This window comes from Hymenobacter segetis (genome assembly GCF_054776495.1).
In genome coordinates, this window is the sequence record NZ_BAAHBV010000002.1 from 763,427 (window position 1) to 786,727 (window position 23,301).

General features: G+C 61.6%; 18 protein-coding genes. 9 read left to right on the forward strand and 9 right to left on the reverse strand.

Features of this window, described 5'->3' with window-relative positions; all coding sequences use genetic code 11:
- Positions 1-121: 121 nt before the first annotated feature.
- The 8 genes from cysD to ACYU70_RS13740 all read left to right on the forward strand — a co-directional run bounded on the left by cysD (position 122) and on the right by ACYU70_RS13740 (position 12,366).
- The gene (gene cysD / locus ACYU70_RS13705; protein WP_342301585.1) at positions 122-1,036 is read left to right on the forward strand and encodes a sulfate adenylyltransferase subunit CysD; all 915 of its coding nucleotides are present in this window, start codon (positions 122-124) and stop codon (positions 1,034-1,036) included.
- Positions 1,037-1,225: 189 nt separating this feature from the next.
- Positions 1,226-2,518: a sulfate adenylyltransferase subunit 1 gene (locus ACYU70_RS13710; protein ID WP_460616025.1), complete on the forward strand. Its 1,293-nt coding sequence runs from the start codon at positions 1,226-1,228 to the stop codon at positions 2,516-2,518.
- A gap of 15 nt (positions 2,519-2,533) precedes the next feature.
- Positions 2,534-3,343, forward strand: a complete 810-nt coding sequence (cobA, locus tag ACYU70_RS13715) for a uroporphyrinogen-III C-methyltransferase (RefSeq protein ID WP_342300034.1) — start codon at positions 2,534-2,536, stop codon at positions 3,341-3,343.
- A gap of 45 nt (positions 3,344-3,388) precedes the next feature.
- On the forward strand, positions 3,389-5,215 hold the full coding sequence (locus ACYU70_RS13720; RefSeq protein ID WP_342300033.1) for an assimilatory sulfite reductase (NADPH) flavoprotein subunit: 1,827 nt from the start codon (positions 3,389-3,391) through the stop codon (positions 5,213-5,215).
- Between the two features lie 243 nt (positions 5,216-5,458).
- Positions 5,459-8,359: a TonB-dependent receptor gene (locus ACYU70_RS13725; RefSeq protein ID WP_342300031.1), complete on the forward strand. Its 2,901-nt coding sequence runs from the start codon at positions 5,459-5,461 to the stop codon at positions 8,357-8,359.
- 150 nt (positions 8,360-8,509) lie between these two features.
- Positions 8,510-10,222, forward strand: coding sequence for an NADPH-dependent assimilatory sulfite reductase hemoprotein subunit (locus tag ACYU70_RS13730; RefSeq protein WP_342300030.1), 1,713 nt, complete (start codon positions 8,510-8,512; stop codon positions 10,220-10,222).
- A gap of 20 nt (positions 10,223-10,242) precedes the next feature.
- On the forward strand, positions 10,243-11,766 hold the full coding sequence (locus tag ACYU70_RS13735; RefSeq protein ID WP_342300028.1) for a TSUP family transporter: 1,524 nt from the start codon (positions 10,243-10,245) through the stop codon (positions 11,764-11,766).
- A 57-nt stretch (positions 11,767-11,823) separates the two neighbouring features.
- The gene (locus ACYU70_RS13740; RefSeq protein ID WP_342300026.1) at positions 11,824-12,366 is read left to right on the forward strand and encodes a hypothetical protein; all 543 of its coding nucleotides are present in this window, start codon (positions 11,824-11,826) and stop codon (positions 12,364-12,366) included.
- A 210-nt stretch (positions 12,367-12,576) separates the two neighbouring features.
- Here the strand turns inward: ACYU70_RS13740 and ACYU70_RS13745 are convergent, their stop codons facing one another.
- Positions 12,577-12,873 (reverse strand): winged helix-turn-helix transcriptional regulator, encoded by a 297-nt coding sequence (locus ACYU70_RS13745; RefSeq protein WP_342300025.1) that lies wholly within the window; start codon positions 12,871-12,873, stop codon positions 12,577-12,579.
- Positions 12,874-13,049: 176 nt separating this feature from the next.
- On the opposite strand from ACYU70_RS13745, the gene ACYU70_RS13750 reads away from it, so the two are divergent.
- Entirely contained in the window at positions 13,050-13,808 is a 759-nt protein-coding gene (locus tag ACYU70_RS13750; RefSeq protein WP_342300024.1) for a glucose 1-dehydrogenase, read from the forward strand.
- Positions 13,809-13,886: 78 nt separating this feature from the next.
- Here the strand turns inward: ACYU70_RS13750 and amaB are convergent, their stop codons facing one another.
- From amaB to deoC, 8 genes are all read right to left on the reverse strand, one after another.
- Positions 13,887-15,491: an L-piperidine-6-carboxylate dehydrogenase gene (amaB, locus tag ACYU70_RS13755; protein WP_342300023.1), complete on the reverse strand. Its 1,605-nt coding sequence runs from the start codon at positions 15,489-15,491 to the stop codon at positions 13,887-13,889.
- A 201-nt stretch (positions 15,492-15,692) separates the two neighbouring features.
- On the reverse strand, positions 15,693-16,877 hold the full coding sequence (locus ACYU70_RS13760) for an AAA family ATPase (protein ID WP_342300022.1): 1,185 nt from the start codon (positions 16,875-16,877) through the stop codon (positions 15,693-15,695).
- Positions 16,878-17,198: 321 nt separating this feature from the next.
- Positions 17,199-18,701, reverse strand: coding sequence for a S1C family serine protease (locus ACYU70_RS13765; protein ID WP_342300020.1), 1,503 nt, complete (start codon positions 18,699-18,701; stop codon positions 17,199-17,201).
- A gap of 243 nt (positions 18,702-18,944) precedes the next feature.
- Positions 18,945-19,472, reverse strand: coding sequence for an Hsp20/alpha crystallin family protein (locus ACYU70_RS13770; RefSeq protein ID WP_342300018.1), 528 nt, complete (start codon positions 19,470-19,472; stop codon positions 18,945-18,947).
- Between the two features lie 319 nt (positions 19,473-19,791).
- Positions 19,792-20,610 carry a hypothetical protein gene (locus tag ACYU70_RS13775; protein ID WP_342300016.1) on the reverse strand — a complete coding sequence of 273 codons (819 nt, stop codon included), beginning with the start codon at positions 20,608-20,610 and terminating at the stop codon, positions 19,792-19,794.
- A gap of 63 nt (positions 20,611-20,673) precedes the next feature.
- Positions 20,674-21,870 (reverse strand): M20 metallopeptidase family protein, encoded by a 1,197-nt coding sequence (locus tag ACYU70_RS13780; protein WP_342300014.1) that lies wholly within the window; start codon positions 21,868-21,870, stop codon positions 20,674-20,676.
- A 212-nt stretch (positions 21,871-22,082) separates the two neighbouring features.
- Entirely contained in the window at positions 22,083-22,640 is a 558-nt protein-coding gene (locus tag ACYU70_RS13785; RefSeq protein WP_342300012.1) for a hypothetical protein, read from the reverse strand.
- Entirely contained in the window at positions 22,621-23,289 is a 669-nt protein-coding gene (deoC, locus tag ACYU70_RS13790; protein ID WP_342300010.1) for a deoxyribose-phosphate aldolase, read from the reverse strand. The genes ACYU70_RS13785 and deoC overlap by 20 nt, the downstream gene beginning before the upstream one ends.
- Between the last annotated feature and the right edge of the window lie 12 nt (positions 23,290-23,301).

The following is a 23,301-nucleotide window of genomic DNA, read 5'->3' on the forward strand; positions in this document are numbered from 1 at the left end:
GGCGGCCGGGCCGCTGGCGCTACTTTCTTCCCCAAAGGCACCTTTCGCGGGCCTCATCCCACCCACCTCTTCCGGTTTTTCAATTTCGTCCGATTTTTTCGGGCCATGACTTCCTACGCCAATGCCAACCGCTGTTTATCTCGATTACCTCGACCGTCTGGAGGCCGAAGCTATTCATATCCTACGTGAAGTGGCCGGCCAGTTCGAGCGGCCTGCGCTTTTGTTCTCCGGCGGCAAAGACTCCATCGCCCTTACCCGACTGGCGGAAAAAGCTTTCCGGCCCGGCAAGTTTCCCTTCCCGCTCGTGCACATCGACACGGGCCACAATTTTGAGGAAATCATCAATTACCGCGACGAGCTGGCAGCGCATTTGGGCGAGAAGCTGATTGTGCGCAAGGTGGAGGACACCATCCGGGAGCGCGGCCTGCACGAGCCGGGCGGCAAATACCCCAGCCGCAACCCGCTCCAAACTTACACCTTGCTTGATGTCATTGAGGAGTTTGAGTTTGACGCCTGTATCGGTGGAGCGCGGCGCGACGAAGAAAAGGCCCGCGCCAAGGAGCGCATCTTCTCGGTGCGCGACGATTTCGGCCAGTGGGACCCCAAGCGCCAGCGCCCCGAACTGTGGAACATCTACAACGGCCGCATTCAGAAGGGTGAAAACGTGCGCGTGTTCCCCATCTCCAACTGGACGGAGCTGGACGTGTGGAACTACATCCAGCGCGAAAACATCAAGCTGCCAGATATTTACTTCTCGCACGAGCGCCAGTGCGTGGTGCTGCCCAGCGGTCAGCTGCTCGGTTTCAGCGAACACCTGAATTTGGATGAGACTGACGAAATCGTGAACCGCCGCGTGCGCTTCCGCACCGTGGGCGACTCGACCTGCACGGCCGCCGTGGAAAGCGACGCCGCTTCGGTGGACGACATTATTCAGGACCTGCTGCTGGCTAAAGTGAGTGAGCGCGGGGCCACGCGACTGGATGATAACCTCTCGGAAACGGGAATGGAGGACCGGAAGCGGAACGGGTATTTCTAGAAATCAAATGTGGGGAACCTTACCCCCGGCCCCTCTCCAAAAGAGAGGGGAGCTTGACACCGAAGTCATTGGCTCAAAGAAATCAATTAAACAAATAATCGACTGGCTCCCCTCTCTTTTGGAGAGGGGCCGGGGGTGAGGTTCCCCCGCGTGGGGTCGCCTGCCCGCCAGCCGCAACCAAACATCAAAATGGACCTTCTCCGATTTATCACCTGCGGCAGCGTCGACGACGGCAAGAGCACGCTCATCGGCCGCTTGCTTTATGACAGCGACTCCGTTTCCCTCGACGTGCTGGCTACGCTGGAAAAGCGCCGCGCCACCACTGGCGGCGACGTCGATTTAGCCCTGCTCACCGATGGCCTGAAGGCCGAGCGCGAGCAAGGCATCACCATCGACGTGGCGCACAAATATTTCACCACGCCGCGTCGCAAGTTTATCATCACTGACGCGCCGGGCCATGTGCAGTACACCCGCAACATGGTGACCGGCGCGAGCAACGCCGACCTCGCCATTGTGCTCGTAGATGCCCGCCAGGGCGTGATTGAGCAGACCCGGCGGCACACGCTGCTGGCCTCTCTGCTGGGCATTCAGCACTTCGTACTGGCCGTAAATAAGATGGATTTGGTGGGCCACGAGGAAGTGATTTTCCAGAAAATAGTGGCTGATTACGCGGCCATTACCGAGCAGCTGAAACTGCCGAACGTGGTGGCCATTCCGCTCAGTGCGCTCAATGGCGACAACGTGGTGCGCCGCTCCGATTTCCTACCCTGGTACCACGGGCCCAGCCTGCTGGAACACCTTGAAAGTGTGCCGGCCGCCATTGATGCTAACCCGAATGAGCCGCGCTTTCAGGTTCAGTATGTGATTCGGCCGCAGACGGAGGAACTGCCTGATTACCGGGGCTACGCCGGCCGGATTCAGAGCGGCACTTATCGCCAGGGCGACCGGGTACGCATCTGGCCCTCGGGGCTGGAAACGGTGATTGAGGCCATCGAAGTCAACCAGCAGGAAGTGGCGGCGGCCAGCGCCCCGCAAGGCGTGGTGTTGCGCCTGCGCGACGATGTGGACGTGAGTCGGGGCGCTACCATCGTGCCCATCAGCGCCCACCCGGCGGTGGTGCGCGAACTGGAAGCCACGCTGTGCTGGATGGACGAGCGGCCCCTGCGCGCCGGCCGCAAGCTGCTGGTGCAGCACCACGCCGCCACCGTGAAAGCGGCAGTGACCACCATCCTGCAAAAAACCAACATCGAAACCTTCGAAAGCCAAGGCACCGATGAGGCCAAACTCAACGACATCGTGCGGGTGCGCCTGAAAACGGCCCTGCCCTTGGTAGCCGATGAGTACCGTCAGAACCGTGTCACGGGCGCTTTCATCCTGGTGGATGAGCAGACCGGGGCCACCCTTGCCGCTGGCCTCGTGGCTGCTACCGACCCGGAATATTTCACGGATGAAGTACCGGCCGCAGCGGCTTTTTCCATCTAGTATTTGACCAGTAATATGGCTAATTCCCCTCTCTTTTTACCCCGCCTGACGGTTGTCGGGGCCGGACCCGGCGACCCGGATTTGCTAACCCTGAAAGGTACCAAAGCGCTGGCGGCAGCTGATGTGGTGCTCTACGATGCGCTGGCAAATGACGCGTTGCTGGCGCACGTGCGGACCGGCGTTCCGCTGATTTTTGTGGGCAAGCGCAGTGGTTTCAAGGCTTACACGCAGGAAGGCATCAATGACCTGATTGTGCAGCAGGCCTACCGCCACGGCCACGTGGTGCGGCTGAAAGGCGGCGACCCATTCGTGTTTGGCCGGGGGCGCGAGGAAATGCTCTACGCCGAAGCCCACGGGCTGGCTACAGACTACGTGCCGGGCATCAGCAGTGCGGTGGCGGCGGCGGGCAGCGTGGGCATTCCGGCCACACACCGGGGCCTGAGCGAAGGCTTTCGGGTGCTGACGGCCACCACGGCCGACGAGCAGCTTTCAACCGCCTTGCTGGAAGCGGCCCAGACGCCCAGCGTTACCACGATTATCCTGATGGGCATGAGCCGGCTGGCGGAAATCGCGGCGCTTTTCGCCCGCTATGGCGGGGCTGAGGTGCCGGCTGCCATCATCCAGAATGGCACGCTGCCCAACGCCCGTGTGGTGGCCGGCACCGTGGCTGATATAGCGGAACGCGCCGGCAGTGCGGGCCTGGGCGCACCGGCCGTGATTGTACTGGGCGACGTGGTGCGACTGATGAAGCAGCCGGTAACAGCAGTTTCCGGGGTAGCAACCGAGCGGCAGCCAGCGCATCGGGCTTATGCGAAAGTGGCTTAGAAATCTAGCCAAGCGGCCTCCCTCCTTTTGAATTTCGAATTGATTATGCCCACGCTCCCCATCCTTCCGCCTCACCTCGACGAGGCACGCCTTCAGCAGCTTAGCGCCGGATTATCGGCGCAGCAGCTGGCGTGGCTGAGTGGTTATTTCTATGGTCAGGCCACCAGCGGCGGCGCGGCAGTTGCAGCTGTCGTGCCCGCCCCCGCCGGGGTGGCAGCCCCGGTGGAAAAGTTGGCTATCCTCTATGGTTCGCACACTGGCAATGGCAAGAAAGTGGCTCAGCAAGCGGCCGAGGCGGCTAAGCAGCGCGGCCTCGCTGCCGAGGTGCGCGACATGAATGACTACCCCACCCGGCAGCTAGCGCAGGAGCAAAATCTGCTCGTCATCGTGAGCACGCACGGCGAGGGCGAGCCACCGATTTCGGCCGAGGAATTGCACCAGTTTATCAGCGGCAGCCGCGCTCCGAAGCTGCCCAAATTACGCTTCGCCGTGCTGGCGCTGGGCGATACGAGCTACCTGCATTTCTGCCAGACGGGTAAGGATTTCGACCAATGTTTAGCTGACCTAGGCGGTACCCGCCTGCTGGACCGCGTGGATGCGGACGTGGACTATCAGGCAGCTGCCAGCCAGTGGATTGAGGCGGCCTTGGAGAAAATTGCGGGAGTCACAGTAACGGCCGCTGAATCTGGAGGCATTGCAGCGGCTTCGGTTGCTTCAGCTGTTTCCACTGCTCCATTCGACCATTCAATCATTCACCAATTCACCCGCGAAAACCCCTGGCCGGCGCGGGTGCTGGAAAGTATTCAGCTGAACGGGCGCGGCTCGGACAAGGAAACGTATCACATCGAGCTGAATTTAGCCGGCTCGGGCCTGCGCTTTGCGCCCGGCGATGCGCTGGCCGTGCGCCCCCGCAACCACGACCCGCTGGTGGAAGAAGTGCTCCGTGCCGCTCGTCTTTCCGACTCGGCCACGGTGCAATTGGGCGCCGAAAACCTGCCGCTGGCCGCCGCCCTGGCCAGCCGCCGCGAACTCACCGTGCTCACCCGCGACGTGCTGGAACGCTACGCCGCCCTGGCTCCCCATGCCGAGCTGCACGGCCTGCTAGCCGACACCAACCGCCTCCAGCCCTACCTCTACGGCCGCGACGTGGCTGATTTGCTCACCGATTTCCCAACCGACCAGCTCACCGCCCAAAATTTAGCCGACACGCTACGCCCGTTGCCCAGCCGCGCCTACTCCATCGCCAGCAGCCTGCTGGCTCACCCCGACGAGGTGCATCTCACCGTGGGCACGGTGCGCTACGAGGCCCACGGCCGCCGCAAGCACGGCGTATGCTCCTCCTTCCTGGCCGACCGCGTGGCGGTGGGTGACGAGGCCCGTGTGTTCGTGGAGCACAACGAGTATTTCAAGCTGCCGCAAAATTCCGGCACCGACATCATCATGATTGGGGCCGGCACGGGCATCGCGCCGTTCCGCGCCTTCGTGGAGGAGCGAGTGGAGCTGGGGGCCACTGGCCGCAGCTGGCTGCTGTTTGGCAACCCGCATTTCACCACCGATTTCCTGTACCAGGCCGAGTGGCAACAGCACCTTAAGCGCGGCGGGCTGGCCCGGCTCGACGTAGCCTTTTCGCGCGACCAAGCCGAGAAAGTCTACGTGCAGGACCGGTTGCTGGAGAATAGCCGCGAAGTATTTGGCTGGCTCGAAAACGGCGCGCAATTCTACGTCTGCGGCGATAAAACCCGACTGGGTGGCGCAGTACAAACGGCGCTGGCGCAGGTAGTGCAGAAGGAAGCGGGGCTGTCGGCTGAAGACGCGACGGCTTACGTGAAGAACCTGCGCAAGCAGCGCCGCTATTTGGAGGACGTGTATTAGTCTTCTGAAAATACCTAAAAACGTCATGCAGAGCGTAGCGAAGCATCTCGCGTGCCACGACTAACCAAGACGTTTTCACTATTGAATTGCTGCTGCACGCGAGATGCCTCGCTGCGCTCTGCATGACGTTCTGAATAGCCTTTAAACCACCTATGAAAACCTCTTCCGCCCCCAATTCTCCCTGTTGTTGTCGAATGCGCCTGCTTCCCCGCTTCTCATTCCCGACTTCAACTTTCCCCGTTTATGAAATCCTATTACCCCTCGTTTCTCCTTTTCCTCATCCTGTTTCTGGCTAGCATCAGCGCAGCTTTTGCTCAAACGCAGCTCATTGCCATCAGTGGCGTGGTGCATGAGAAGGGCACCAACGGGGCGCTGCCCGGCGTGAGTATCAGCGTGAAAGGGGCCAGCACCGGCACCCAGAGCGATGCCACCGGTAATTTCGTCCTCAAAGCCAAGCTCACTTATCCGTTCACACTCGTCTTCAATGCCCTGGGCCACGAGGCCGTGGAGCTGGAAATTCTGAGCAGTAGCCAGCCGCTGAACGTGACGCTCGAAGCCAAGGGCGTGCTTACTAATGAGGTCGTGGTTTCGGCCTCGCGGGTGGAGGAAAGCCGGCTGAAATCGCCGGTGGCCATTGAAAAGCTCGATATCCGCGCCATCAAGGAGACGCCCGCGCCCAGTTTTTACGACGCGCTGGAAAACGTGAAGGGCGTGCAGATGCTCACCAGCAGCCTCACCTTCAAAGTACCTAATACGCGGGGCTTCAACATCCCGAACAACTTCCGTTTCATGCAGCTGGTGGATGGCGTGGATATGCAGGCCGCTACGCTGGGTGTGCCGCTCGGCAACGCCATTGGCCCAACGGAACTAGACATTGCCAGCGTGGAGGTGACGCCCGGCGCGGCCTCGGCCCTCTACGGCATGAACGCCATCAACGGCATGGCCAACCTCACTACCAAAAGCCCCTTCACCTACCAGGGCCTGAGCGTGTACCAGAAAGTGGGTGTGAACCACGTGGGCAGCGCGGCCGACCGCAACCCCAGCGCCCTCACCGAAACGGCCATCCGCTACGCCCAGGCGCTGGGCAGCCGCTGGGCCTACAAGGTGAACGTAGACTATCTGCGCGGCACCGACTGGCTGGCCAACAACCAGACCGACCAGAACCCGCAGGGCCTGAGCACCTCCAACCCCGGCTTCACTGAACTGTCGGGCACTGCCAACCCAGCCGCCGACTTGTGGAACCGCTACGGCGACGACACCAACTCTTCGCTCACCGTGACCATCCCCTACCAAGGCAAAAACCAGGCGTTTACGGTGACGCGCACGGGCTATTACGAAAAGGACCTCGTGAACCCCATCGTGCGCAACATCAAGGCGGACGCCAGCCTGCACTACAAGCTGACGGATAAATTGGAGCTGAGCTACGGCTACCGCTTCGGGCTGATGGACGGGGTATTCCAGCGCGGCAACAAGATTCAGCTCGATGGCGTGACCGTGCAAAACCACAAGCTGGAGCTGAAGGGCGCGGACTTCGTAGTGCGCGCCTATGCCCTGCTCGAAAACACCGGCAACTCCTACAACCTCAACCCCCTGGCCCTGAACCTGGACCTGCAAAATGGTTCGAATACCGTGTGGGGCAATAAATTCAAGACCGCGCTGCAAAGCCAGCTGGCCGGCGGAACCGCCCTCGCGTCCGCCATGGCCGCCGCCCGCGCCGCCGCCGATGCTGGCCGCGCCGAGCCCGGCACGCCCGCTTTCGACGCCCTGAAAGCCCAAATCATGGCCACCAACAACTGGGACAGCGGCGTGAACGTGGCCGGCGCGCCCACGCCCGGCGGTGCGGCCCTCTCGCAGCACAGCCGCACCTACCACACCGAGGGCGTCTGGAACCTGGGCCAGCGCGTGAAATTCGTGGATTTGCTAGTGGGAGCCGATGCCCGCGTGTACCAGATTATCCCCGACGGCAACAATTTCGTCGATTTCAGCCTCCCGCTGGCCGACCGCAACCGGGCCGGCGGCGACTTCGTGTACTACAAGAAATACGGTGCCTTTGGCCAGGCCACCAAGCTGCTGCTCGATGACAAGCTGAAGCTGACCGGCTCGCTGCGCGTGGACTACAACCCCGAGTTCACCGCCAAAATCAACCCGCGTCTGGCCGCCGTGTACACCTTGGCCGAGAAGCATAACTTCCGCGCCTCGTATCAGAACGGCTGGCGCTTCCCCTCGTTGTTTGAGGCGCTGTCGTTCGTGAACAACGGCAACGTGCGCCGCGTGGGCGGCCTGGCCCGCGTGAACGAGGGCCTGAACTACCTGCAGAATTCCTATACCCGCACCAGCATCGACCAGTTCAACGCGGCCGTGAACGCCTACGTGGCCGCCAACGCCGGCAGCACCGCCGCCCAGGCCGGCCTGCTGCTCCAAAACCGCGCCCTGCTGCAAGTAGCCAACCTGCCCACCGAGCAGCCCGAGCAAATCAACGCCTACGAAGTGGGCTACCGCAGCGTGCTCCTCGACAACCGCCTGGCCATCGACGCTGACGCCTACTACAACATCTACTCCGGTTTCCTGGGCCAGGTGGAAGTGAGCGTGCCCAAAGATGCCAACGGCGCGCAAGTGGCCGTGGGCTCCGATGCCGCCGCCCTGGCCGCCCTGCGCGCCAACCGCGACGCCCGCCAGGACCGCTACCGCGTGTACACCAACTCGCGCCAGGACTACCACAGCTACGGCTCCACGCTGGGCCTCACCTACAACTTCTACCAGAAGTTCACCGTGGCCGGCAACGTGAACTACAACGCCCTGTCGAAAAACAGCCAGGCCGATGTGTTTGTGACCGGCTTCAACACTCCGAAATGGGCCACTAACGTGTCGGTCGGCAACCGCGAAATCGTGAAAAACTTCGGTTTCAACGTGAACTGGCGCTGGCAGGACTCCTTCTACTGGGAGAGCCCGCTTGCCAACGGCCAGGTGCCCGCCTACGCCACCCTCGATGCCCAGGTGAATCTGCGCGTGCCCACGCTGAAATCCACCGTGAAGCTCGGCGGCACCGACATTTTCAACAAACGCTATTTCCAATACGCCGCCGGCCCCACCATCGGGGCGCTGTACTACGTGAGCGTCGTTTTTGATGCTACGGTGCTCCATTAACTGTAGCGTGGACTCTGCGAGTCCGAGAACGAGCGCAGCGAGTACCAATGCCTGCGCTGGCTGATTTCAAACAATAACAAGAGCGGCCGATGATACTCGCTTCGCTCGTTCGCGGACTCGCAGAGTCCACGCTACATCCCCCAAAATCCCATGTCCGAAACCACCGCTCCGCAGAAACTCTCCGAAGTCGAGCACGTCAAAACTGCCAGCCGCTACTTGCGCGGCACCATCGTCGAGAGCCTGCGCAACCGCCTCACCGGCGCGCTGAACCACGACGACACCCACCTCATTAAGTTCCACGGCTCGTACCAGCAGACCGACCGCGACCTCGACTCCGAGCGTAAGCGCCAGAAGCTGGAGCCGCTGTTTTCCTTCATGATTCGGGTGCGGGTGCCGGGCGGCGTGGCCACCGCCGCCCAGTGGCAGCGCATGGATGCCCTGGCCGACGCCTACGGCAACGGCACGCTCAAGCTCACCACCCGCCAGACCTTCCAGCTGCACGGCGTGCTGAAGCGCGACCTGCGCCCCACCATCCAGGGCTTCAACGATGCCCTGCTGGACAGCATCGCGGGCTGCGGCGACGTGAACCGCAACGTGATGTGCAACGTGAACCCGCACGAGTCGCAGGTACACGCCGAGGTGCAGGCCGTGGCGGCTGAAATCAGCGCCCACCTCACGCCGCGCACTACCGCTTACCACGAAATCTGGCTCGATGGCGAGTTGCAAAACACCACCGAAGCCACCGACGACGCGGAGCCTATCTACGGCAAAACTTACCTGCCGCGCAAGTTCAAAATTGCCCTGGCGCTGCCGCCCTACAACGACTCGGACATCTTCTCGAACGACATCGGCCTCATCGCCATTGAGGAAAACGGCCGGCTGCTGGGCTTCAACGTGGCCGTGGGCGGCGGCCTGGGCATGACCTTCGGCCTGCCCGAAACCTACCCCCGCCTCGCCGACCTCATCGGCTTCGTGCCCACCGAAAACGTGGTGGATGTGTGCGAGAAAATCGTGACCATCCAGCGCGACTGGGGCAACCGCGAAAACCGCAAGCTCTCGCGCCTTAAATACACCATCGACCGCGCCGGGCTGCCCGCTTTCGTGGCCGAGCTGCACCAGCGCCTGGGCTACGAGTTGGCCGAAACCCGCTCCTACCAGTTCCACAGCTCCAGCGACGCCTTCGGCTGGACGATTGCCTCCAATGGCCTGGCGCACCTGGTTTTGTTTGTGGAAGGTGGGCGGGTGCTGGACCGGCCCGGCTACCGCCTCAAAACTGCCCTGCGCGAAATCAGTGCCTTCCATACCGGCGAATTCCGCCTCACCGGCAACCAGAACCTGATTCTGGCCAACATTGAGCCCGCCCACCGCACCCGCGTGCAAGCCATCCTCGAAAGCCACGGCGCGGCCCCCAAAGCCGAGCAGCTCACCGCCCTGCGCCGCAACGCGCTGGCCTGTGTGGCGCTGCCCACCTGCTCCCAGGCCTTCGCCGAAGCCGAGCGGTATTTGCCCCAATTACTGGATAAGCTCGATGCCGTCATTCGCGCCCACGGCTTGGCCGAAGCCGGAATTCTCATCCGGATGACGGGCTGCCCTAACGGTTGCGCCCGTCCCTACCTGGGCGAAATCGCCTTGGTAGGCAAAGCCCCCGGCCGCTACAACCTCTACCTCGGCGCCAACCACGCCGGCGAGCGCCTCAACAAGCTCTACCGCGAAATGCTGGACGAGGATGGCATCCTGCGCGAGCTCTCGCCCCTGCTGGCCGCCTACGCCGCCGAGCGCCGACTCAACGAGGGCTTCGGCGACTTTGTGGTGCGGACCGGTGTTGTGAAAGCCACTCAGCACGGGTTGGACTTTCACGCCTAATTCTATTATCTTTCTGAGCTATGGATTCCAATTTCCCTAATCCCGCAGGCCCGGCGGTGGCACCCCCGCCGCCGGATACTGCCTCACCAGCCAACAACCTGTTTCCCATCTTCCTGAAGCTGGAAAACATGCGCGTGCTGCTGGTGGGCGGCGGCAACGTGGGCCTGGAAAAACTAGGCGCAATTCTGCGCAACAGCCCCGCCACGGCCGTAACGGTGGTCGCGCCGCACATCCTGCCCGAGCTGCGCGAGCTGGCCGCTCGCCACCCCAAAGTGCAGCTGCTCCAGCGCCCCTACCAGGACCGCGACCTCGACGACAAAGACCTCCTGTTCCTGGCCACCGATGACGTGGCGCTACACCGCTACATCTGCGCGGCGGCGGCGGCCCGCCAGCTCCTCACCAACGTGGCCGACACGCCGGAGCTCTGCGACTTCTACCTCTCCTCGGTGCTGCAAAAGGGTGATTTGAAAATCGCCATTTCCACCAACGGCAAGTCGCCCACGGTGGGCAAGCGCCTGCGCGAGGTGCTGGCCGAAGTGCTGCCCGCCGAGCTGGCCTCGGTGCTGGGCCAGATGACCATCATCCGCAGCCGCCTGCAAGGCGACTTCGCCAAAAAAGTAAAGTCGCTGAACGCCGTGACCGCCGAGCTGGCTCACGGCCCGGCCTACGAAACGCCCGCCACCGCCTACTGGCGGCGCGTGGCCACGGCCTCGCTCATGACGTTTGCGGCGTTTATCGTCCTCAATATTCTCTCTTACTACTTCACCTGGCAGCAGGCCTGGGACGTGGCGCGCTCGTCGGGCACGTTCTACACGTTTGTGGCCGTGGGTTTCCTGGCCCAGATGGTGGACGGCATGCTGGGCATGGGCTACGGCGTGGTGTCGGCCATCAGCCTGATGTCGCTGGGGCTGAGCCCGGTTTCCGTGAGCGCCAGCATCCACACGGCCGAGGTGTTTGCCAGCGGCGCGTCGGGCTACAACCACTACCGGTTTGGCAACGTGAATAAGCGCCTATTTCGGGTGTTGCTGCTGCCGGGCATCGTGGGCTCGGTGAGCGGGGCGCTGCTGCTGGCGCATTTCGGCGAAACCTACGCCGGCTACATAAAGCCAATTTTGGCCGTGTACCTACTCATTCTGGGCGTGCGCATCATCGCCAAAGCCTTCCAGAAAGTGGCAAAAAAGCGCAAAAAGGTGAAAAACGCTGGCTGGCTGGCCGGGGCCGGGGGCTTCCTCGATTCCTTCGGCGGTGGCGGCTGGGGGCCGCTGGTCACCAGCACGCTCATTACCAACGGCCGCACGCCGCGCTACGTCATCGGCACGGTCAGTCTGGTCGAATTCTTCGTCACGTTTGCCAGCGCGTTCACGTTTTTCACCATCCTGGGCATTTCGCACTGGCAAATTGTGCTGGGGCTCATCGTGGGGGGCGTGGCCGCCGCGCCCATCGCCGCCAAGCTGGCCGGCCGCCTGCCCACCCGCTGGATGTTCGTGGGCGTGGGCCTGATGGTCATCGTCTGGAGCCTCTGGGCGCTGCGCAAGCTGCTGTAAAGCCGGGGCGAATTTCGGCTTTTACCTTTGACGCTTTCGCACCACCAATCCCTTTCCATGCGTCAGCGTTTCCTACCCATTTTATTCCTCACCACCCTGTTGGGGTGCAGCAAGTCCGACTCCAACCCGATTGCTGATTTCGGTGAGGGCGAAGGCATCACCTATCGCACCGGCTCAAACCTCCCAGCCGGCCCCAGCGACCCCACCGACTGGACCTCCGATGGCGAGTGGAACAAGCAGGAGCGCGCCCTTTTCACCGACCTCAACTTCGACCTGAATGGCCCCCAGCAGTCGGGCTTAGTAAGCGTCTCCCCCGCTTACCCAAACCCTTCGGCCGGGCAGGCCAACTGGTCTCTGAACGCCACGCGCCCCGCTGGCGGCAATGCCGCATCCTACTCCGTACGCGCCCTGTTGGTGAACCGTCAGTATAAAATCATGCGTCAGCTGGGGCCTACTGATTTCGTCAACGGCATTCAGTTTTCGATAGATTACATCGGCGCAGGTCTCAGTCCCAACGAGCTGTACCGGCTCTATTATGTGGTGTACAATGCCACCGGCCTCGTTTATAAAGGCCACGGTGATGTTCGCTACAACCGCTAGCCGTCTTTTTCTCCATACACAAAGAGGCCCCGCCGAATGCATCGGCGGGGCCTCTTTTATTACTCCAACGCAAGCTAAAGCTGCACTACACGTCGAAATTAATCCCCTCCACCAGCGGCAGTTCAGTGCTGTTTATGGCATTGGAATCTTCTTGTCCGCGCCAGTTGGATGTCTCTTCGCTGGCTCAAACAGCTCCAAAAAACCGATTCGCTACTGGCCAGCGACTGCAGCGGGCGCGGCGCTGTGCCAGGCACTCAGCTGCTCTAGGATGGGCAGTAGCGCCCGCCCGTATTCCGTGAGGGAGTATTCGACGCGGGGCGGTGCTTCGGCGAAAGCCTCACGGTGCACGATGCCATCTTCCTCCAGCTCCCGGAGCTGCTCGGTCAGCACCTTGCGCGAAATAAGCGACAGGCGCTGCGCTAGCTGCCCAAAACGGCGAGGCTGCGTCAGGTAGGAAATGATGATGAGTTTCCATTTCCCGCCCAGCACGCCCATGGTGCGGGTCATGGAACAGGCTGACGAACAAAAATTGGCGTCCCGCATGGCAAAATTTAATAGCGTTCAGAATCAGGGATAGTTACACAGAAGTAACCAGTTTGTAGGGGGAAATGATTGGCGTTGGTAAGAAAAAGTAACTGTCGATAGTTACTAAAATAAACCAACACAAAATAACTCATTTTCTCATGTCAACTTCTCAGAAATTAGCTGGTAAAATTGCCCTCGTTACGGGCGGAAACTCCGGTATCGGGCTGGCCACGGCCCAGCGCTTCATTGCCGAAGGCGCCTATGTATTCATCACCGGGCGGCGGCAAGCCGAGCTCGACGCGGCCGTACAACAGCTTGGTGATTCGGCCTTTGGCGTACAAAGCGACGTTAGTAACCTGGCCGACCTCGACCGATTATTCACTGTCATCAAAGAGCAAAAAGGCCGGCTCGATGTGGTGTTTGCCAATGCCGGCATCGCAGAGTTCGCGCCCGTCGAGGCCGTGACCGAGGCGCAGTACGACCGGCAGTTCGACATCAACGTGAAAGGCCTATTTTTCACGGTGCAGAAGGCGCTGCCGCTGCTCACCGACGGCTCGGCCATTGTGCTAATGGCCTCCATCGTGGGCTCAAAGGGCTTCGAAAGCAACAGCGTATACAGCGCCACCAAGGCCGCCATCCGCTCGCTGGCCCGCACCCTGACTTCTGACCTCAAGGCCCGCCGCATTCGGGTGAATGCCGTCAGCCCCGGGCCCATCGAAACGCCCGGCCTCAACAGCGTGCTTGATTCTCCCGAACAGGTGGCCGCGTTTAAAGCGCAAATGGTGACCACCGTGCCGCTGGGCCGCATCGGCGACGCCGATGAGATTGCCAAAGCCGTGGTGTTCCTGGCCTCCGATGACAGCAGCTTCGTGACCGGCGTCGAGCTATTCGTCGACGGCGGCATGGCGCAGGTATAATTGCGGCAACCCGTTTCTAAGCAAAAAAGCCTCATCCAGTAGTGGATGAGGCTTTTTTGCTTTATTTAAACCGAGGAATTACACGTCGAACTTGATGCCCTGCGCCAGCGGCAATTCCGTCGAATAGTTAATTGTATTCGTCTGACGGCGCATGTACACCTTCCAGGCATCGGAGCCGGATTCGCGGCCGCCGCCGGTTTCCTTCTCGCCGCCGAATGCGCCGCCGATTTCGGCTCCGCTCGTCCCAATGTTCACGTTGGCAATGCCGCAATCTGAGCCGCTGGCCGAGAGGAAAGCTTCGGCCTCGCGCATGTTCAGCGTGAAGATGCTGCTCGACAGGCCCTGACGCACGTCGTTTTGCAGCTCAATGGCCGTTTCCACGTCGCCGCTGTACTTGATGAGGTAGAGGATGGGCGCGAAAGTTTCTTCCTGCACCGTGTGGTAGTGGTTTTCTACTTCCACCAGGGCCGGAGTCACATAGTGGCCGCCGTTCAGCTCGGGGCGGGCTAGCACCTCGCCGCCGCTCAGCAGCGTGCCGCCTTCGGCCTGCACCGCTACCAACGCCTGCTCAAACATTTTCACCGCATCAGCATCAATCAGCGGCCCCACCAGCGTGCCCGTTTGCAGCGGGTGGCCGATGGGCAGTTTGGGATAAATGGCCAGCAGACGGCTTTTTACTTCCTCAAATACGCTGTCCTCGATAATCACGCGGCGCGTGCTGGTACAGCGCTGCCCGGCCGTGCCCACCGCCCCGAACACGATAGCCGGGATGGCAATTTTGAGGTCGGCGTTTTTGGTCACGATGATGGCGTTGTTGCCGCCCAATTCCAGCAGGGCGCGGCCCAGACGGGCACCCACCACTTCGCCCACCTTGCGGCCCATGCGGGTGCTGCCCGTGGCCGATACCAGCGGAATGCGCTTGTCAGCCGCCATCGCGGCCCCGATTTTCGCACCGCCGATAATCACGCTGAACACGCCTTCGGCAATATCATTCTCAGCCAGTACATCCTTGATGATGTGCTGCACGGCCACGGCCGTGAGGGGCGTTTTCTCCGAGGGCTTCCAGATGCTCACGTCGCCGCACACTGCCGCCAGCATGGCGTTCCAGCTCCACACGGCCACCGGGAAGTTGAAGGCCGAAATGATGCCCACGATGCCGAGTGGCTGGTACTGGTCGTACATCCGGTGCGCGGGGCGCTCCGAGTGCATGGTGAAGCCGTGCAGCTGCCGGCTCAAACCCACCGCGAAATCACAGATATCAATCATCTCCTGCACTTCACCCAGGCCTTCCTGGAGGATTTTGCCCATCTCGGCGCTCACCAGCTTGCCCAGCGGCTCCTTGAATTCGCGCAGCTTATTGCCAATCTGACGCACGATTTCGCCGCGCTTCGGCGCGGGCACTAAGCGCCAGGTTTTGAAAGCTTCCTGCGCGGCTTTTACCACGGTTTCGTAGTCATCAGCGGTAGCGAAAGCTACGCTGGCAATGCGGCGGCCATCGGCCGGCGCGTTGATGACGCGGCGGTCGGCGTTGGCGTCACCGCCCCAGGTGCGGCCGGTGCTGTAGGCGGCGTTATCGGCCTGCACGCCCAGTTGGCGCAGCACGTCCTGAATGCCGTGGGGGTCGTGGTGGGGGTGCGGTACCGTTACGTCGGGTGCGGTAGCTTCTTCGAGGGCCTGCTTCATGGGGGGATTGGGGGTGGGATGTTGCTGCGGCAAAGCTACGGTTTGCCGGGGAGTTGGCCGAGTCCGGCCCAAGTTGGCTTGGCCATTTCCCCAGAAACTGTCATTCCGACGCAGGAGGAATCTTGGTTCAACCATTGGAACGGCTTTTATCAGATTCCTCCTGCGTCGGAATGGCAACTCCTCATCGCCTCGACCGCTTTTTCACACCTTGCGCGGCTCCTGCGCCAGCAGGTGCAGGTTATTGAACACATCAAGACTGTCGCGGCGCATACCCCGCACTTCCTCGTCCGAAAGCTGCCGGATTTTGGTGTGGAAGTCCTTGTAATACACCATGAACACGGCCAGCTCCGTCACCCGATTCTCGTAAGGCACCATGTTTTCCAGCACCGCATCAAAGAAAACCGGGCTGTGCGTAGTCACGAAATACTGGTTGGTTTGCTGGGTAGCAATACGCTCGGCCAGCTGCGAAACATATAGCGGGTAGGAATGCGCCTCGGGCTCTTCCAGCAAAATCACGGTGTTGCGGTTCGATTCCATGACCGCCAGGTGGAAGCCGTAGCGCTGCAAGGTATCGCCGCTGCTCGAGTACGGGTAGGCAAAGCTCAGGCCGTCGAGCTCCTTCATCACCTCGAAGCGGTTGGTGTCGGGGCGCACGCGCAGGCGCAGGTTGTGGTCGGCGAAAAGGGTGGCGAATTCGTGGCGCAGGTCGGCACTGGCTTCCAGCACCTGCACCAGGTTGTTGCCGTGGGGCGGGCGCAGGGTGGCATCGGGGTAGCGGCGGTCGAGGTGGGCGTTGCGCTTGAAGCGGTAGGATTTTACGGCCCGGGGCTGCCACGCCGGGCGCGATGTGAGGTAATGCCCATCAGTGCCCGGCCGGTCGGTCAGCCCGTCGCGGTCGAACTCGGTGTAGATGAAGCCGGGCTCGGGCAGCGCGGTGGCGCTGGCTAGGTGGCTGTGCAGCCGGGCTAATAGTTGGGCATCGTCGGTGCTTCGGGTGCGGCCCCGGCCTTCCAGCATGGGCAGGCCCAGCTGGGCGCGCAGCAGTAGGTAGGCTGTTTGGCTGAACGCTCCGTACTGAAAACGCTTGCTGTCGCCCACGCCCATGCGGCCCAGAAGGCACACGTCGCGGTCGGTTTCTACCCGGATGGGGGCCGTCATCATACTGTCGTGAAACAGCTGCGCCGGCTTCTCATACCGAATGAAGCTGCGCATAAAGCGCTTCTTCTGCTCAAACGGAAAGCTCCCCAGCAGGCTCATGGCCTCCAGCACCGTCGACTTGCCCACATTGGGCTGCCCAATGATGAGGTTGACGCGTCGCGGGTGCAGCACAGCACTTCGAATCGACTTGAAGTTCTGAATATACAGAGTGTTGATTACGTTTTCCATTAATAAAGGGAAAGCTGGGCACACCGCAGAAGCACTTCTAAACGCTCAGTCCTTCGGCTCCCGGTTTGGGATAACAACTACGTTAGAAGCCGCCGACAAGGACTAACTCTGAAGTACTAAAAAGGCATTTTTTCTCATTATTTTCTCTGACCATCAATCTACTACCTTCTTTCTTACGAGGACATTTCACGTACCCCCGGCTTTTCTTACTGCGAAATAAAATTCATCCCAAAATGGGACCTCAATACTGCAAGCGGGTCGCTAACAAAAAAAGCCCCTGCCGATGCGGCAGGGGCTTTTCCATTATTCAACCACGGCAGGCTATTCCTGCCCGATGGGGTAGTACGCCTTGCGGCCGTCGGGGTACACGCCTTCCACCAGCGCGCCCGAGTTTTCGCGGGCCTGGTCGAGGTAGTTTTTCACATCGGCGGGCTTGGTCACCTGGTTCTTGTCGATGCGGGTGATGATGAAGCCATCGGCCATGCCCGTCTCGCGGAAGTTGCTGCCCTTGATGCCCGAGATTTTAGCGCCGCCCTCCAGGCCCAGCTTGGCCAGGTCGCGGGCCGGCACGGCGGCAATGGTCGCGCCTTCATACTTGATGGCGGCGGCAATCGCATCCTCACGCACGATGCCGGTGGTACCGGTAGCGTTGCGCAATATGGCTTCGGCCAGGCTGGCCGTACCGTTGCGCGTGTAGCTCACTTTAATCTTGTCGCCAGGGCGGAAGCGGGCCACCTGCTCCTGGAGCTGCGAGGACGTATTCACGGCCACGCCGTTGATTTGGGTGATGATGTCGTCTTTCTTCAGGCCGGCCTGGGCGGCGGCGCTGCCGGCCGTCAGGCCCTGCACATACACGCCGTTCAGGGTGTTCAGCTTCTTCTCCGAAGCCAGCTTGGCGTCCACTTCCTGGATTTGCACGCCGAGCAGGGCGCGCTGCACCACTTTGTATTTCAGCAGGTCGTCCACCACTTTGCTGGCCAGCGAGCTGGGAATGGCAAACGAGTAGCCTTCGTAGCTGCCCGTGTGCGAGGCAATAGCCGAGTTGATGCCAATCAGGTCACCGTTCAGGTTCACGAGGGCACCGCCCGAGTTGCCCGGGTTCACCACGGCATCAGTCTGGATGAACGACTCGATGCCCATGTTGTCCTTGCGGCGCAGGATGTCGATGTTCCGGCCTTTGGCCGAGATAATGCCAGCCGTCACGGTCGAGTTCAGGTTGAATGGGTTGCCCACGGCGAGCACCCACTGGCCCACTTTCACGTCGTCGGAGTTGCCGTATTTCACGAAGGGCAGGTTGTCGGCCTTCACTTTCAGCACGGCCAGGTCGGTGTTGGGGTCGGCCCCCACCAGCTCGGCTTCGAATTTGCGCTTGTCATCGAGCACCACCTCAATCTTGGAGGCTTTGTCGATAACGTGGTTGTTGGTCACGATGTAGCCGTTGGCGGCGATAATCACGCCCGAGCCCGAGCCCTGGCCGCCACCCTGGGGCTGCTGGCCATGAAACTGCTCCAACTGGTCGCCAAAGAACTGGCGCAGGAAGGGGTCCATCTGCTGCTGGCGCTGGTCGACGGACGGCGCGGCATATTCGGTCATGACGTGGACTACGGCCGGGGTTACGGCGGCCGCGGCAGCCACGAAGTTCAGGCCCTCGGGCACGGCATAGGGCGTGCTCCGCATCTCAGAGGTGTAACGCACCTGGGGGTCGGCGGCTACGGCCTGAGGTGCCACGGGGGCCGGCTCGAGCAGCTTGTATCCCCCCACGGCCACGCCGCCGCCGAGAATAGCGGAACCGAGCAGGCCGAGCATCATTTGTTTTGCTTGCATGGGTAAGGGAAATTTAGAAAAAGGTGAATAGGGTGAACTGGAGACCTAATTTAGCATCAGCCGAATGAAAACCGGATGAGTCCGGCTTAGTTATTTTTGGCATAACGCAGAAAGGATTCGCTTTCGCATTCAAAGGTTGCTTTCAGCAGAAAGCAGACCAAAACGAGCTTGTCAGCAGCCCAACGCTGGCGGCTGCAAAAAAGGCACCCCAAGAGGTGCCTTTTTTTACAAGCCAACCCGCGCTTAGCGGATTTCGATGTGCTGGGTGGTCACTTTTTCAGTGTCGAAGGGCAGCGTCACGCGCAGGATGCCGTCGGTCATTTCGGCGGCGATGGCCTTCACATTAACCGTTTTGGGCAGGCGGAAGGTGCGCGAGAAGTGGCCGTAGTTGGTTTCGACGCGGCGGAACTTAGGTGCGGCTGGGGCCTCGGGGGCAACCACGGCGGGCGTATTCTCGTCGGCGGGAGCGGCGGCTTCGGTAGCAGCAGCGGCAGCTTCTTTCGCAACCGTCACCGGGTTCGACCGGTTGCCGGATACAACGAGCTGGCCGTCGAGGAATTCGAGGTTAACGGTTTCTTTTTTTACGCCGGGCAGGGCCAGGTGCAGTTCAAAACCGGTGGCGGTTTCGAGGATGTCGGCAGCGGGCACGAAGGCGGGCGTGGGCTGCGTGGCGGCCGTTTGCGGCTCGCGAAGCATGTCGGCCAGCATGGCGCTCAGAGCGCGGCTGGGGCGGAGGGAAGGACGGTTGTTGTTATACAGCAGGGTTGCCATTGAAATATAGAATATTAGGGGAAGTGAAAGAATCACAGCCGGCTGGCGGCATACTTCCCTTCCTTAAATTCTATACCAATCGATTTACGAAGTATTTTTTGCGACAATTTGTCTTATTTTCAGAAAATCGGTAATTATCGAATGTTGGCGCTAGCTAATAAAATTCCTTCTGAACTCATTCAAGACATAATCAGCCCTAAAGTCAAGCCTGAAATTTTGTCATCAACTGAAGGTTGTCATCCTGCCGCAGCAGGAACCTGAGGAAACCTTCAGGCACATTTTCTCAGATTCCTCCTGCGTTCAGAATGACAGTTATGCCTTAGTGCTGCGTGGGCAGCTGCTGGCGGTTTCCAGAGTTCTGTTCCGGGATGATGGTGAAGCGCAAATCGAGCCCCAGCACCGGGGTCACGGCATTGAGCTTGCCGCCGGAGGTCTGGATTCCCAGCGAATTGTATTGCGGCAGCGTGACCAAATAATTGGTCTGGTACGCAAACCAGGGCGTAAAATCAAACAAACCGGCCACCCGGAAACCCACCTCGCCGCGCAGGCTGGTGAACTGGATGGTGCGTTCGTCAGGGTCAGTATCGGACTTGAGGAGGCGAACGTGGGTGGCTGCCTCGTAGCTCAGGCGGGGGCGCAGAGCGAAGCCGCCGGTGCCAATGGGCAGGAGCTTTTCGAGGTCGACGCGCAGGCGGGCGTTGGTCTGGCCCTTGGCTCCGGTGGCGCTGGGGAAGGTGCGCTCCAGGCTCAGGCGCTGGCCGAAGGTGAGTGGGCCGAGGGGGCTGCGGTGGCGCAGTAGCACCTCCGGTATCAGCACGTAGTCCTTTGTGCTGGCGGAGAAGTAGCCGAGAGTGCCGCCCAAACTCCAGTGCTCGCTCAGGAAATGCTCGTAGGCGAGGTTCACGCGCTGCTCGTCGAAGCCCAACACGCGCTTGGGCTCAGCCCCGAGCAGGTGGTTGTTGTCGGTGTTCTGCTGGCCGCGCACGGACAGGAGCAGGTAGTCGTTGCCGGGCAGGGCCAGCTCGGCCTGCACTTCGGGCCAGAGCTGTAGGCCGGAGGTGGAGCGGCGCGTTTGGGCGGCGGCGGGCCGGGCCAACAGGGCGGCTAAGAGCAGGATGTAGGGCAGAAATCGGTTCATAAAGGGAAAGTAGCGCGGACTTTTAGTCCGCGAATGGAATAATTTGGGCAGTTCACTCGCGGACTAAAAGTCCGCGCTACTGAGCTCCTTTATCGCTAGCCAGGCCATGAGGCCGGGGCCGGTGGCCAGCGCCTGCTCATCAATATCGAAGGTGGGCGTGTGCACGGAGGCGGCGAAGCGGCCATCGGCGTGGCGCGTGCCGAGGCGGTAGAAGCAGGCCGGCGCGGCCTGCGAGAAGTAGGCGAAGTCCTCGGCAGCCATCCACTGGTCGAGCTCCACCACGTTTTCGGGGCCGAGGTATTCTTCGGCGGCGGCCCGAACGCGGGCGGTGAGGGCGGGCTCGTTTTCCAGGTACGGGTAGCCGTGGCGGATTTCGAGCTCGCACACCGCGCCCATGCTTTCAGCCAGTCCTTCGCAGAGCTTGCGCAGGTGCTGGTGGGCTTCGGCGCGCCACTCCTCGTTGAGGGTGCGGAAGGTGCCTTCGATGTAGACTTCGTTGGGAATAACGTTGGTGGCACCGTTGGCGATGACCTTGCCGAAGCTCAGCACCGAGGGAATTTTGGGGTTGGCGCGGCGGCTCACAATCTGCTGGGCGGCCACAATGATGTGGGCGGCCACCAGCACGGGGTCGAGGTTCATTTCGGGCATGGCCCCGTGGCCGCCCTTGCCTTTGATGGTGAGGTAGAGCTCGTCGGTACTGGCCATGTAGCGGCCGGGGCGCAGGCCGATTTTGCCGGCCGGCAGGTGCGGGAATACGTGCTGCCCGAGCACATGGCCCACAGCCGGGTTTTCCAGCACGCCTTCCTTTATCATCAGTGAAGCGCCGCCGGGCAGCCGCTCCTCGCCGGGCTGAAACATCAGCTTCACGGTGCCTTTGAACTCGCCTTTCAGCTCATTCAGAATGCGGGCCGCGCCCAGCAGGGAGGCCGTGTGCACGTCGTGGCCGCAGGCGTGCATCACGCCGGGGTTGGTCGATTTGTAGGGTACGTCGCTGGTTTCGGTGATGGGCAGCGCGTCCATATCGGCTCGCAGGGCGATGGTGGGGCCGCCGGGCTGACCTTCGATGAGGGCCACCACGCCGGTGTTGGCAATGGGCTGCGGCTTGAGGCCCAGCTTCTCCAGCTCCCGCGTGACGAAGGCGGCGGTGTTCACTTCTTCAAACGAAAGCTCCGGGTGCGCGTGCAGGTGCTGGCGGATGGCGACGGTGTCGGCGGCGTGGGCGGCGGCGAGCTGCTGGATGCGGGGAATGAGAGGGGTCATGGGCGGTAGGCGTTGGGCGGTCAAACTCCCCTCCTTACCAAGGAGGGGATGTTCGAGCCAAAGGCTCGGACGGGGGTGGTTGTGGGCGTTGAACGACTCGCGAGGAAACAGCAGGCGGGGTCGTTCAACGATTCAACCACCCCAATTTCAGCTTCGCTGAAATATCCCCTCCTTGGTAAGGAGGGGAGTTTTTTGTTCTTTCTGCCCCTCCCCTACGGGTTCTTGTTTAGCACCACTTGGGTGGCTTCGAGCTCCAGCTTGGGGGTGAGGCCGCGCAGGCGGGCCATGGCGCGGGCCGCGTCGAGCTTGGTGAGGTAGTCGCCGATGTAGAGGCGGTAAACCGGCGATTTGAAGGTGATGTAGTCCGTCTCATCGGGGTAGCGGCCGATGACGGTGCGGCGGATGGCCATCACCTGGTCGCGCTCCAGGCCGAGGTACACCAGCAGGCGGTAGCCCTGGGCGTATTTTACGTTCTGGTTGGTGTAGGCCTGGTCGCGCAGGCGCTGCTCTACCTGGGGGTTGACGTGGTTGGTAGGCAGCACCGTGGTTTTGGCGGGTGCGGTGGCCAGGATGGGCGTGGCTTTGGGCGCGGCAAATACCGGGCGGTACTTCGTCACGTCCTCGGCGGGCATGGGCGCGGCGGTGGCGGCCTTTTTGAGCGTGGTATCGGCGGGGGCGCTGGCACGGGGGGCCTGCGGGGCCGCGCCGGCGCAGGCGGCCAGCCCGAAGAACAGGGAGGCGACGAGCATCTTAGGCAGCAGGCGATTCATCGGATTCAGCAATCAGGGCCAGGCTATTGGACGAGCCGATGCGGTCGGCGCCGGCGGCTACCAGGGCCAGCGCGGCTTCGCGGGTGCGGATGCCCCCGGCGGCTTTGATACGCACGGTATCGGGCAGGGAGCGGCGCATGAGCTCAATATCGGCCACCGACGCGCCCCGGCTGGCAAAGCCGGTGGAGGTTTTCACGAAATCGGCCTCGCCGCCCACGCACAGGCGGCAGGCCAGCTCAATCTCCTCGTCCGAGAGCAGGGCGGTTTCGATAATGACCTTGAGCAGGGCCTGGTTGACGTGGCAGAGGTCGGCCAAATCCAGGATTTCGGCTTGGATAGTGTCGGTCCGGCCCGATTTCAGGGCCGAGATGTTGATGACCATGTCCAGCTCCGCGGCCCCGTCATACAAGGCCACTTCGGCTTCCTTGAACTTCACGGCCGGCGTGGCATAGCCCAGCGGAAACCCGATGACGGTGCAAATGCCCACCGCCGTACCGGCCAGCCGCGCCGTGGCAAGGGCCACGTAGCAGGGCGGCACGCACACCGTGGCGAAGCCGTGGGCGGCGGCCTCCTCACAGAGTTGGATTATCTGCGCCTCGGTGCAGTCGGGGCGTAAGAGGGTGTGGTCAATTTGAGCGGCGAGGTTCATGGGGCAAAGGTA